11 protein-coding genes are annotated in these 12,325 nt (G+C 57.2%); 7 read left to right on the forward strand and 4 right to left on the reverse strand.

Going from position 1 to position 12,325, the window contains the following annotated elements:
• Positions 1–12: 12 nt before the first annotated feature.
• From Q0C28_RS00710 to Q0C28_RS00730, 5 genes are all read left to right on the forward strand, one after another.
• A complete protein-coding gene (locus tag Q0C28_RS00710) occupies positions 13–1,011 on the forward strand; it encodes a pyridoxal-phosphate dependent enzyme (protein ID WP_293572729.1) in 999 nt (332 codons plus the stop codon).
• The gene (locus Q0C28_RS00715) at positions 1,011–2,138 is read left to right on the forward strand and encodes an amidohydrolase (protein ID WP_293572730.1); all 1,128 of its coding nucleotides are present in this window, start codon (positions 1,011–1,013) and stop codon (positions 2,136–2,138) included. Before Q0C28_RS00710 ends, Q0C28_RS00715 begins: the two co-directional genes overlap by 1 nt.
• A 136-nt stretch (positions 2,139–2,274) precedes the next feature.
• Entirely contained in the window at positions 2,275–3,633 is a 1,359-nt protein-coding gene (locus Q0C28_RS00720; RefSeq protein ID WP_293572740.1) for a hypothetical protein, read from the forward strand.
• Positions 3,623–4,426, forward strand: coding sequence for a hypothetical protein (locus tag Q0C28_RS00725; RefSeq protein WP_293572731.1), 804 nt, complete (start codon positions 3,623–3,625; stop codon positions 4,424–4,426). Before Q0C28_RS00720 ends, Q0C28_RS00725 begins: the two co-directional genes overlap by 11 nt.
• A 95-nt stretch (positions 4,427–4,521) precedes the next feature.
• Positions 4,522–5,676 carry a lytic murein transglycosylase gene (locus Q0C28_RS00730; protein ID WP_293572741.1) on the forward strand — a complete coding sequence of 385 codons (1,155 nt, stop codon included), beginning with the start codon at positions 4,522–4,524 and terminating at the stop codon, positions 5,674–5,676.
• 65 nt (positions 5,677–5,741) lie between these two features.
• Here Q0C28_RS00730 and Q0C28_RS00735 read toward each other — a convergent pair whose 3' ends face one another.
• Positions 5,742–6,818, reverse strand: a complete 1,077-nt coding sequence (locus Q0C28_RS00735; RefSeq protein WP_293572732.1) for a calcium-binding protein — start codon at positions 6,816–6,818, stop codon at positions 5,742–5,744.
• 278 nt (positions 6,819–7,096) lie between these two features.
• Here Q0C28_RS00735 and Q0C28_RS00740 point away from each other — a divergent pair, with 278 nt between their 5' ends.
• Positions 7,097–8,083 (forward strand): hypothetical protein, encoded by a 987-nt coding sequence (locus Q0C28_RS00740; protein ID WP_293572733.1) that lies wholly within the window; start codon positions 7,097–7,099, stop codon positions 8,081–8,083.
• Here Q0C28_RS00740 and Q0C28_RS00745 read toward each other — a convergent pair.
• From Q0C28_RS00745 to Q0C28_RS00755, 3 genes are read right to left on the reverse strand one after another with little or no spacing between them, the layout of a single operon-like run.
• Positions 8,080–9,222, reverse strand: coding sequence for a glycosyltransferase (locus Q0C28_RS00745; RefSeq protein WP_293572734.1), 1,143 nt, complete (start codon positions 9,220–9,222; stop codon positions 8,080–8,082). The genes Q0C28_RS00740 and Q0C28_RS00745 overlap by 4 nt on opposite strands.
• A 14-nt stretch (positions 9,223–9,236) precedes the next feature.
• Positions 9,237–10,187 carry a glycosyltransferase family 2 protein gene (locus Q0C28_RS00750; protein WP_293572735.1) on the reverse strand — a complete coding sequence of 317 codons (951 nt, stop codon included), beginning with the start codon at positions 10,185–10,187 and terminating at the stop codon, positions 9,237–9,239.
• A gap of 8 nt (positions 10,188–10,195) precedes the next feature.
• Positions 10,196–11,257 carry a glycosyltransferase family 2 protein gene (locus Q0C28_RS00755; RefSeq protein ID WP_293572736.1) on the reverse strand — a complete coding sequence of 354 codons (1,062 nt, stop codon included), beginning with the start codon at positions 11,255–11,257 and terminating at the stop codon, positions 10,196–10,198.
• A 175-nt stretch (positions 11,258–11,432) separates the two neighbouring features.
• Between Q0C28_RS00755 and Q0C28_RS00760 the strand changes: the two genes are divergently transcribed.
• The gene (locus tag Q0C28_RS00760) at positions 11,433–12,206 is read left to right on the forward strand and encodes a Wzz/FepE/Etk N-terminal domain-containing protein (protein WP_293572737.1); all 774 of its coding nucleotides are present in this window, start codon (positions 11,433–11,435) and stop codon (positions 12,204–12,206) included.
• The last annotated feature ends 119 nt before the right edge of the window (positions 12,207–12,325 follow it).

The raw sequence follows: 12,325 nt of genomic DNA on the forward strand, positions 1-12,325 counted from the left end.
AGGAACTCCGTCATGCTCGACCCCGCCAAGCCCGCTGCCCTTCTGGACCAATACCCCAACTATAAGGTGACCCCCCTCGATACGCATCGATTGGGAGACCACAACATTATGGTCAAGGATGAAACCAACCGGATGGGTCTGGGCGCCTTCAAGGCAATGGGTGGCATGTACGCAGTGGCCACCCTGCTGATGCGCGAAGCGAAGTTGACTGCCGCGGAATTGGGCTCTGACGCTGCCAAGGAACTGGCAAAAAACGTTACTTTCGTCTGTGCCAGCGCGGGCAACCACGGGATGGCCGTGGCAGCGGGCGCAAAACTGTTTGGCGCGGGTTGCAGAATCCACCTGTCAGACACGGTGCCAGCTGGTTTCGCGGCCCGGTTGGAACAGCAGGGCGCTGTCGTTGTACGGTCGGGCGCGACCTATGAAGAAAGCATCGAAGGCGCGATCACAGATGCCGAGCAAACCAATGCAGTTCATCTGGCCGATGGATCCTGGCCCGGTTACACCGAACCACCACGTCTGGTGATGGAGGGCTACACCTATATCGCGGAAGAAATGCGGCAGACCTTCGAAAGCACACAAACCTGGCCGACCCATGTGTATCTACAAGCCGGTGTTGGCGGCTTGGCCGGAGCCATTGCATATATGATCCGCAAAAACTGGGCCGAACAACCAGAGATCATCGTTGTCGAACCAACCGCAGCGCCCTGTCTCTCCGAAAGTGCGACCCACGGAAAAATGGTGACTGTCGATGGCCCCGTTTCAAACATGGGTCGATTGGACTGCAAAACACCGTCCATGTTGGCCTTTGACATACTGGCGCGGGCGGCAGATCGCTATTGTGCCATCTCTGATCAGGACGCGCTTGAGGGCGCGGAGGCTGCGGCCACTTTGGGCATCCAAAGCACACCGTCAGGGGCTGCGGGGCTCACAGCTTTGATGCATGACATTGCCAACGGCCTGCCAACAACGGCGCGCCCGCTAGTGATCTTGTCGGAAGGGCCGGTCTGATGGAATTGGACGAGCTGAGAACATTCCGGCGGCATCTTCACGCGAACCCCGAAGTTGGGATGGATTTGCCACAAACATCCGAGCGCATTGCGGCCATCCTCGAAGCCGCAGGTTTGGAGGTTCTGCGCGGCCTCGGTGGTTGTGGACTGGTTGCCACCCTTGCGCGCGGACCAAATAAAACCGGTATCGCAATACGCGCTGATATGGATGCCTTGCCGATCCAGGAAGAAACCAATCTGACCTACCGCTCCACGACTGCCGGTCGGTTCCACGGCTGTGGCCATGATGGTCACAGCACGATCCTGCTTGGTGCTGCCTTGCGTTTGGCCAATGATCCAACCTTCGGCAAGACAGTCCATTTCCTGTTTCAGCCCGATGAAGAAAACGGCACCGGAGCAAAAGCCATGTTGGCAGATGGGTTACTGGAGCGTGTCGCGATCACGGAATTTTACGGTTTGCACAATCTTCCCGGCATGAAAGTCGGTGAATTTGCAACCCAGGCCGGGCCGTTCTGCGCCTTTGAAGACAATTTCGAAATTCGCATTACGGGGCGTGGCGGCCATGCATCGATGCCCGAACGCGCCATTGACCCGATTGTTGCAGGTGCCGCGATTGTCACGGAGTTGCAGACCATCGTCTCTCGCTCGGTTCCCCCGGCAGAGCACGCGGTGGTATCAATCACCGATTTTGAAACCGATGGATCCCGCAATATCCTGGCCAGCAACGTCGTGATCACCGGTGACTGCCGTGGTTTCAACCAGCAGACGTCTGAAACCATCGAAACCCGAATGCGTCAAATTGTTGAGGGGATCTGCAAAGCACATGGCACCGATTTTTCGCTCACCTACAGCACCTCCTTTCATCCCCTGGTCAACGACCGAGTAGCCACCGAAAAGCTTGTGACCAGTGCGCGCAATGTCGGCCAGGTCGATGATGCCTACGGCAGGGTTGGGTTTTCCGAAGATTTTGCCGCCTATCTCGATCATCGTCCCGGTGCGTTCATTCTGATGGGCAATGGCACGGACGGCGCCAATGGCAAACCGCTTCACAACCCCGGCTATGATTTCAACGACGACGCCATCGAACACGGTGTGAACCTCTGGTGTGCCTTGGCCAAAGCGTCGTAACACCGCCGGCATCCCATAAACTCTGCGCGAAATCCCACATATAAAACACTGACGGATTGCATCCCTCTTGCACCTCCATATCTTGAATGGTGCGAGAGGGAGACCGCGCATGACCAACCCCGAAAAAAGACAACAAATGCAGCACCCGGGCACCGCTCAGCCACAGTCCAGCCGCACGGAGGCCCGCGCTGCGCAAAATGCGCGTGATTTGGAAGATCACTTGCGCTGGTTGGACAGCATCACCGGAACTGCGCTTGGCGTTCTGGCGGTCGCATCTGGCATCTACACCTATCTGGGCGTCTCCTCGCTGTTGGATGACACCGGAACATTCACCGTCATTGCGGCTCTCGCCTATTCTGTTGCTGTCTCTGTCGGGATTTTTGTCTTCTGGTCCTACATGATGCGACTGGTGCCTGCGGTTCGTACCATCACCGCGCGCATGGGGCTGATCCTATCCATGGCGCTCGGCTCTGTTGCCATTATTGCGATGTCATCCTGGCTGAATGCTGCGGCACTTGCGGGCGCTGCGGCGGTGGAACAACACCTGGCAAAAACGGTGCAAGACTACCAAACCGCCTTGGAGCGCGCCGATGAAATCGTGCAGTCAGGCCAAAGTCTAGCCAGAGACGTCGCACGCGTGCGCCAATCGTTTGAAAACCTGTCCGAACAGGAGGCAACAGGTCAGCTCTCGGGCTTTGCAGGGCAAGGGGCCGTATTTCGCCTTCTACGCCAGAAGGCAGATGAGCTCTCCGCGTTAGAGGCACAAATCACGGCACAGCAGCCTTTGGTCGAAGCCGCGTTTGATGAAGGTAATGCCATTTTGTCACGCATGCGGACGTTGACGGTCGAACAAGGCCCGGTTGCGCAAAGATCAGTGCAGTTTTCGGAAGAAGCCGTGCGTTTGGCAAATGTTATCACGCAATTGCGCCAACTGTCAGCAGCGCCACTGGTTCTGCGCGCGGCACGCGATCTGTCAGAGAGTGTCGTGATACCCGAGCTTGACGGGTCAAACGCAGCCACGCGTCAGGGACAGCAGGCCACGATCAACAGTGTACGCGAGGTTTTGTCCCAACGTGCTGACGGGCTCGCCGGAGCTGCAGCAGCTGTGCTGAACATGACACCACCGCGCGATACAACCTATACTCCTGTTTCAGCAGCAGACGCCGTCATCCTTTATGCTGGGAATTTTATCCCGTCCTGGGCAGGCGCGATTGCCATCGACCTTCTGCCCGCTGTCTTGGTTCTGATCGTTGCCATCACCCAAGCCGCCATTCGCGTTGGCCGAGAGGCTGCCGCAACCGAAGACACCATGACACTGGCAGAACTGCGCGCGGCGGTTCAGGCAATTCGGGAAATTGACACCTCTCTGGAGCGAGCGGAAAGCCCAAGCGCCATCGATCCGAAACCCGCACATGCGCCCAAAGAGGTGGAGCACTCGGAAACACCGCATAGCCCAGACATCACAGAAATAGGCAGCCAGCGACGTGCGGACTGAACAGCCCCCGCAGAACACAAAGCGCAAGTCGCCAGAAACCTGGCGCGTTTTGCGTTGGGTGTTTGCAGCGCAGCTCGGGTTTGCCGCGGTCCTCCTTGGCACCGACCTGGCACAGGGCATTCCAAACTTTGCTTGGCCCACGCCCCAACCCGGTCTTGATCAGCCCATTCGACCCGGCGATCAGACCCGGCGCTACGCACCGGATTGGGTGCCATCCGTCCCAACGGATCCGGGATCCACACCGTTTCCGGCCACTGGTGACTTCCCAGATCAGCTGCGTTTCGACATGTCGGATTGGGATGGGCAGCCGGTGGTCAAACTCACCGGGCGCATTGCCCCCGGCGATAGCGATAGATTTCGAGAATTTATCACACAAACGCCCTCAGAGTTCAAAACAGCCTTTCTGCACAGCCCGGGTGGTTCGGTCCGGGATGCCCTGGCCATCGGGCAGTTGATCCGCGAGCGCGCATACAACACGGAAATTCTCGCAAACGATCTTTGTCTCTCTGCTTGCCCTTATATCCTCGCCGCCGGGGTGGAACGGCGCGCAGACGGCTCTTCGCTGGTTGGCGTGCACCAACATTTTTTCAACCAAAACACAATGATGCCAGCTTTCTTCGCGGTGGAAACCATTCAACGCAGCCAGGGTGAGGTGATTGCGTACCTCGATGGCATGGGAGTGGATCCCCGGCTGATGCAACATGCGCTGGTTACGCCAGCAGATGAAATCTACGTGCTGTCGCCCGAGCAACTCATACAGTACGAGCTGCTTTCCGCCGACGACGACAGTTGATCAAATCGACGAGACTGCAGTTCTGGGTTCTCTCTTGCGACCACACCTGGCTTCGCTAGGGTGGCAAAAAACAAACGAGGCTATCGATGCAGAAAGTGACACTCACCCGCCGCGGTTTCGGTTTCGGCCTTGCTGCATTCGGGCTGACGGCATGTTCAACAGGCGGAACATCTGCCCCAAATCTGGTAACAAGATCCGCATCAGACCTGCCCGCTGATCTTCGCCCGACCCCAAATGCAGCCTATGATCAGTGGGTCACAGGATTCCAGCAGCGGGCAAGAGCCGCCGGAATTTCGCAATCAACCTTATCATCTGCGCTCCGGCGCACGGGGTATCTGCCTGGAGTGATTAAAAGAGATCGCAATCAGACAGAATTCAAGCGCAGCCTTGAGGACTACCTTTCAATCGCAGCATCAGATCAAAGGGTGCAAAAGGGGCGCGCGGCCTATGCGCGGCACCAGTCAACGCTGAGACAATTGGAGCAAACCTACGGTGTAGCCGCCGAAATTATCACTGCGATCTGGGGGCTGGAGAGTTTCTACGGCGATCGTCGTGGCAATATACCTGTGATTTCCTCAACCTCGACACTGGCGTTTGACGGCCGCCGCGGCGCGTTCTTTGAAAAACAGCTCATCGCGGCTTTGAAGATCCTGCAAAACGGCGACACGACCGTCTCACAAATGACCGGGAGCTGGGCCGGGGCGATGGGACATACGCAGTTTATTCCCACTTCCTATCAGGCGTTTGCGGTCGACTTCACCGGCGATGGACGACGCGATATCTGGTCCGACGACCCAACAGATGCCCTGGCTTCAACGGCGGCCTATCTTGCCAAAAACGGCTGGCGTCGCAATCTTGGCTGGGGTGAAGAGGTGATCGGACAGGCATCAGCCGGACAAACCATCCTTGAGCCACAAAAGGGTGGCCCGCGTTTTGCCGTGACACCAAATTTCAGAGTGATCAAACGCTACAACAACTCGGACGCTTATGCGATTGGCGTCGGTCATCTTGCGGATCGAATTGCCGGGGCCGGACCGTTGCGCACCCCCTTCCCTCCTGATCAGAACGGCCTAGTAAAAGCGCAGCGCGTTGAACTTCAGGAACGTCTGACCGCAAAGGGGTTTGACACCGGCGGAGCAGACGGGGTGATTGGGCCCAAATCCACCGCAGCAATCCGCGCGTTTCAAAGCAGCATTGGGCAAAACCCGACCGGCATTCCCTCACCACAATTGCTGGTCCAGCTGCGCTGAAAAACGAAAAAAGGCCCGGCAACTGATGCCGGGCCTTTTCTATGTGCGGTAGGCAATACAGCGTGTCAGAAGATGAAATCTTCGGCACCCAGATCCGCGATATCCACATTCAGCAACGTGATGGAATTACCGCTGCCGTCAGAAATCACTGCGTCATCGCCGACTTGCTGCAAATGGTTGCTCTGAAGATCTGCAAAGTCGTCAAAGGCCACGAGTGTCCGCAGATCCAACTTCTCAGCGTCGTTGTTGGCCGCGAAGCCGTCGATGGTGTCGTTGCCGAAATTGCCTCTGAAAATGAAGATGTCAGCGCCAGCGCCGCCTTTCATGCTGTCATCGCCGAGGCCGCCAATCAGCCGGTCGTTGCCGGCACCGCCAAACAACGTGTCTTCACCACGGCCACCGACCAATCGATCGCGCGCCCCGCCTCCCAACAGTTGGTCCGCTCCACGCTCACCGAAAAGTGTGTCCGACCCTTTGGCCCCGATCAGCACGTCTGCCTGAAGACCGCCTCGGATCACATCTGCACCGCCACCGCCGCGAACGACGTCCTGGCCACCGCCACCAAACAGCACATCGCGACCACCGCCGCCATTGATGGTGTCGTCGCCACCGCCGCCGCGGATGGTGTCGTTTCCAACATCGCCCGGACCCGCTGCAAAGGAATCGTCACCAGCGCCCAAAGCCACCTCATCGCTGCCGGGCGTTCCGACCAGAACATCCGCATCCGGGCTACCCTGTGGCGCACCACCGGCAATCTGCAACGCTTCGACCAGGATAGTGTCGCCATCAATACCCTGAAACTCTGCGCGGAGCAGATCAAAGCCTTCGCGAATTTCGCTAGGATCGATCTCGTTTAGAGCCTGCAGAATTTCCTGTATGTCCCCATCTGTCAGCTCACCTGCAAACAATGGGTTATTGAGCAGAGCCGCGACCTCATCAATCAGCACCTGCCAATCGATTGACAGGATCACCTGCTCTGCCAAATCGATCAACGCGAGAAATTCAGACACCGTCAAGATCGCGACATTGCCGCCATTGAACGTGTTGATCAGGTCTTGATTGCCGCTGAAGGCCAATCCGCTGCCAACAAAATCAAGCCACTCTTCAAGATCTAGAATATCGTTTAAAACCGCTTCAGACATAATTACCAATCACTCCAGTTTACACCGCTTCACCCCGGCTGATCAGAACGAACAGCGCCACGGGCCCACAGCCCCACACAGGCTTTGGGTGGTAATACGTTAGAGGGAGTGGGAATTTTGATTCAAGGTTTCAAATTGAAATTTCATGTCATATTTGACGATATCGACGTAATTTTGTTCTGTCGCCTACCTCTTTGGGCCGGTCTGGCAACTACAAACTTGTCTCACTGCGCTGACACATGAGATAGAAACCTACCGAAGTCAGGTCAGGACCCACTGTGCAAATCCCGCTCTTTTTTCATGGCTATGACCTGAAAGCCTACGATTTTCCGGCAGGCCAGCCTCTATCGGTTTTGCGCGAAAGACTTCGGTTTCACTACCGCAGTATGCGCAACCTGCAACCCCGGACTGGGTTTTACACAGCCTTTCTCAATCTTGCCAAAAGCCTGGAACAGCTCGGTCATCAGGTGCGCATCAATGATTTTGCGTTTGCGAGAACGAACCCGAACCTTCCCGTTGGGATGAGCGGCTACCTACCACCTTTTGGCCAGTCGGGGCTGAAAAATCCAGTGCTCTACGGTCCGGGCCGGGTGCCAGACCCAACAGAGCTGGGCGCGCTGCAGGCGCAATTGAACCTGAAAATCGTAACCTACCCGTCTGAATGGCCCAAGGAGCTGGCGGCCAAAGATATGCCGATCACCTATGCGGCGATGTTCGTCGGCATCGATACAGATGAGTGGCCCGATATGTCTGGGTCGGACAAAAAGGTGGATTTCCTCCTCTACAATAAAATCCATTGGCACAAGGCAGAACGTGCGCAAGATCTGCTCGCTCCACTGCGCCAACATCTGCGCGACCGCAATCTGACATGGGCGGAGCTTGAGTATGGGTCTCACACGCCAGCGCAGTACAAAACTGCGATCCGTGAAAGCCGGGCTTTGATCTTTTGCACCGAACACGAGACGCAAGGGCTGGCATGCCAGGAGGCCATGGCCGCAAATGTTCCGGTCTTTGCCTGGGATGAAGGACGGCTGAGCGACCCCAGCCAGATCGCGATTGCGCCCCCTGATCTGCGCCCATCGTCGGTTCCATATTTCGATGCAAGATGTGGGCTGACCTTTCGCATCTCGACTCTCGAAGAACAGCTTGATCGGTTTATGGCCGCGCGGGACAGCTATCGCCCAAGGGACTATGTGTTGGAAAACCTATCCCTGGAGCAGGGTGCGCGGCGTTTCTTGACGCTCTATGAGAGCCTTCTCAGCTAGCGCTGTTCGGTATCTCCGGACACAACACCCGCCGACATCAGAAGCCGCTCAACATCGCGAGCCTGTTGCCGGAAAAGTCCCTCGTCCAGCTCCGCAATGGCACATCGCTTCTGCTGCAGAACCTCCGCCGTCAAGGTTCGCATCAAAGACGCAAGCGCTGCCGGGGTTGCGGTGGGTATGGTCCACCCCTGCCCGGTCTCGCGTATTTTACGCCCCGTCTGTGTCGTCTCGACCGCGATCACCGGGCAATTGTGCCATGCCGCTTCGTAAATCCTGTTGGGCAACAGCTGATGTGAATTGCCATGGGCCTGCCAAAGGTCCTGGGCCCAAACCACATCGCAGTCGGCGTAGCAGCCCATCAGGCCATCGGGATACGAATAGGGCCCATGAAAATGAACATGCGACAGGCCCGCGATCCGCTGGTGAAAGTCCGGCAAAACATGATCATGGATCTGACCATGAATATGCAATTCCACCTCACCGGTGAATTGTGTGACTGTATCCAACAGCAGCTCAAAGCTGGGCCTGCAGCGGATCGCACCGACCCAGCCTAGACGTATCGGCCGCTTGGTTGGCGCAAGGGCCCCAGGCCCAGGCCGTCTGGTCTGCGGAGGCAACACCAGCTTATTTTCGATCAGATGTATTTGCCCAGTGTAGCCTTGAACAGGATGGAAATACCCATCAACAAAACCCGGCGACGACACCCACAAGACATCTGCCGCTTTCATCAAACGCCGCTCGACAAGCCGCGCCGTTTTAGACACAGGCCCCTTCCCCTCCAACAGGGGGTGAATATCCAACACCTCATAAGCAAGAGGCACCGCAGCGTGGCAGCGAGCACGCAATATGGCCGCCAGCGCCAGCATGTCCAGATTTCGCGCCACAATAAGATCCGCTGACCTCACCAGCGCCGGAAGGCGTTTATCCCGCAGTGCCGCAGCCAGCGCCAATTTGCCTCTGCGCAGGAGACCATGTTGAGCAATTTCACCCAGATCAATGTTGAGCCAGTCAGTCTCAGGGATCGCACCCTTGCGTGACGTGACGGACACAACATGGTGGCCAAGATCATGAAAGGACGCCATCCGCCGCAATTGTGCAACGTCCGTCAGATCTGATCCAAAGCCAACGATGCGTGCCAACCCGCTTTCCTCACCTAACCGTTCGCGGTTGATGACGGATCCGCGGCGGGTGCTCCGTAAAGCCGCGCCTGTGGTCGGGCAAAACAACCGGCAACGACCCCTTTGTGCAAAGCGCCTCGCAAGATCCAGAAGTTCTGACGCGCCGTATCTCGCCCACTGCACCAAATGCCGATCTGACAATAAATCGCCTTTGCGCTGGCAGAAACCGTGAGACGGGCCAATTCCGCAGGGCCAACAGCCGCCGCAGAATAGGTCTGCCCCATCCTAAATCTGCGTTCAGTCAACCATGCGAGTGTCAACCTTTCCGGCGCGACACGTTCTTCGGCGACCGCATCCGGACAGATATTAAAACGCGCACCAGAGCGAGACACGTCAAAGAAATACGCTGTGTCTTCGCCACCGCTGGTGCCGCGCCGCACGTCAAAGTTCTGATCCACCCAGGGTGTTCCCCAAAACCGGACCAACGCATTACATGTATGGGAGGTTTGCAATTTGGCCTGCCGCCCCTGCCCTGCCATGCGCAAAGCGGGCCAATTGCTGTGCCAATCTTGCTCAACCATCCACTCCGGCGTCTCGGACGGGTACTGTGCAATCGCGGGGCCGGACACCACATCCACACCAGAGGCCACGGCGACCCCCATCAATTTCTGCAACCAATCTGGCCCAACAACTTCGTCATCATCGACAAATGCGATCCAATCAGATTGCCGACGGCGCGCATGGTCAAGACAGGCGTTGCGCGCAATGGAGATATTGCCAGCGGGTGCGTGCACATAAGTCACCGGCCAGGATTGATCGGCTTGGCCCACAATATGTTCTGCGCTCGGTTCCACATCGTTGTCGGCGACGATAATGTTCACGAAACAGCCCTGCGGCGCCTGCAGCTTTGACAGAGACGCAAGCGTGTCACGGACGCTCTCCCGCCTGTAGGTGCACAGAAGAATGGAAATTCGCTGCAGCTTCATCGGTCTTGTTACCTCTTGCCCCACTCTATCAGCGCAATGCGCAAAACCCCAAGTGCCCATGCCATATGCATGATTCCGGCTGCAAGACCAGCCCAAAGCCCATCACGACCCAGGTTCAAAAGCCCACAGAGAGAGGCAATCAGCAACACGGCTCCGTAAACCGCCACCCACATGGCCGCGATGGGCCACAGAAGTGATGCGCATAGGCTGACGCAACATAAAAACAGATTGAGCACCGGCGCCATCTGGCGCAACCGCGGGCGCGCGCGATGTTTGAGCAACATGCGCGCACGGCCTTTGCCGTAGTTGAAATACTGGCGCCAAAGCCCGGCTGCCGTGTCTCGCATGATATAGCCAAGCCGCACATCTGCAGCGAGCCAGATGCGGCCGCCCGCGCCGGAAATCCGGTGGTCCAATTCGGCATCTTCGTTGTGCGAAAAATCAGCGTCATATCCGCCAACGGAGCGGAACCAACTCAGATCCATCAGCGCGTGATGACCGTGATCAACATAACCCGATTGGCGGCCGCCCCGATGCGCTGATCCGCCAGAGCCCAATGGCGTATCCACGACCCACGCGGCTGCCCGCGCAAAGGCGGTTCGCCCCTGCGAATCCATCGGCACAACAACTGATGCAGGACGGTCCTGGGCGTCCCAGACCTGCAACAGCTGTGTGACAAAACGCGCCGGATAGACCGCATGGGCGTCGCATCGCAGCAGCACATCGAACTCGGCGCCATATGTCTCAACCGCAAGGTTTATTCCGGCCGACTGAATACGATGCGTGTTGTCTAGGACTGCGATGCGGCAAGCGGCATCTTTGGCAATCGAGGTCACAACAGCGACCGTTGCATCTGTGCTGCCGCCATCTGCGACCACGATCATGACCTCTGAGCGATCCTGCAACTTCGGATCCTGCATCAGACTGTTCAGGCACGCCTTGATTGTTGACTGTTCATTCAGCGTGGGCACAACCAGCAAGACGCGCGTGTTCAGCCTCGAATTGTCTGGCCCGGCGGTCTTGTTCAATTTTGCAGCGATCTTTGTCACTGTTGCGGTGCTCGGCGCCATCGTCCATGCCTCAATCTGTCTGATTTCCCAAGCTAGACCAAGGCCGATGCGCGGAACAGGTTGATTTTCAGGCAGAGACGGACGAAAATTAACCAAATCCCTAACAGCCCAATTTGCGGTTCGTGCAGCGCAAATTTGGGTCGTGGGCAAACCAAATACGATGGGGTCAACCAACGTGTCCACGCCACAGACGTCCTTTGCCGCTGACGACGGTCGAGAAGTGCTCGACATCGGAGCAATATTTGCAGTGCTCTGGAGAGGGAAACTGCTGATCGCACTCGCCATTGTGGTTGGTCTCTTGCTCGGAATTTGGCAGGCCTACATCGCCACAGTTCCGCTCTACGGAGCGGAGGCACAGTTGGTTCTCGATCCTCGTGACGAAAAGGTCGTCGATATCGAAAACGTGGTCACCAGTCTGGCCACCAATGAAGAGGTTATTCGAACTGAGGTCCATATCCTTGGCGGCCGCGAAATGGCAGGGCAGGTCGTGGACAGGCTCAATCTGGTGGCAGATCCAGAGTTCAACGGGCTGTTGGCTGAACCCGGTTTCAACCCGGTCCAGTCCCTCAAAAATGGGATCAAGCGTATGCTTGGCATGGAGGTCTACGCGGTCACAACCTCTGCTGATCCCGCCTATCTGCGAGAAAAGGTGATCCAGTCAATGCTGGCCAATGTCGAAGTGGTCAATATTCCCGACACCTATATTTTCTCGATCTGGGCGCTCAGCGAGGATCCGTTCAAGGCCGCGGAAATAGCCAATGCATTTGCGGACACCTACATCGCCAATCAGGTGGCGGTGAAGCTCAACGTGACTGAGCAGGCCACAGGATGGTTGGCCGAAAGAGTCAGCGAATTGCGCGGGCAATTGGAGCTGAACGAACGCCGTGTCGCCGAGATCCGTGCCCAGGCGGATGTGACCAGCCCGGCGCAACTGTCGAGAACATTCTGAATTGTCCGGTGTAGGTAACATGCCAATTGTCCGCTTCAGTTAGTACCGCAGCAGCCCAAATCGGAACGAGCCGTAGGCGACTGGAGATTTGGGCTGCTGCGTTCGCACGCGTCGAAGCG

The sequence above is a fragment of the Phaeobacter sp. genome, from assembly GCF_022825805.1.
GTDB lineage: Bacteria > Pseudomonadota > Alphaproteobacteria > Rhodobacterales > Rhodobacteraceae > Phaeobacter.

Excerpts from the sequence above, each read along its gene's own strand:
- Q0C28_RS00720 (WP_293572740.1), top strand. The coding sequence starts at position 2,275 with ATGCAGCACCCGGGCACCGCTCAGCCACAGTCCAGCCGCACGGAGGCC.
- Q0C28_RS00710 (WP_293572729.1), top strand. The coding sequence starts at position 13 with ATGCTCGACCCCGCCAAGCCCGCTGCCCTTCTGGACCAATACCCCAAC.
- Q0C28_RS00750 (WP_293572735.1), bottom strand. The coding sequence starts at position 10,187 with ATGAAGCTGCAGCGAATTTCCATTCTTCTGTGCACCTACAGGCGGGAG.
- Q0C28_RS00715 (WP_293572730.1), top strand. The coding sequence starts at position 1,011 with ATGGAATTGGACGAGCTGAGAACATTCCGGCGGCATCTTCACGCGAAC.
- Q0C28_RS00735 (WP_293572732.1), bottom strand. The coding sequence starts at position 6,818 with ATGTCTGAAGCGGTTTTAAACGATATTCTAGATCTTGAAGAGTGGCTT.
- Q0C28_RS00755 (WP_293572736.1), bottom strand. The coding sequence starts at position 11,257 with ATGGCGCCGAGCACCGCAACAGTGACAAAGATCGCTGCAAAATTGAAC.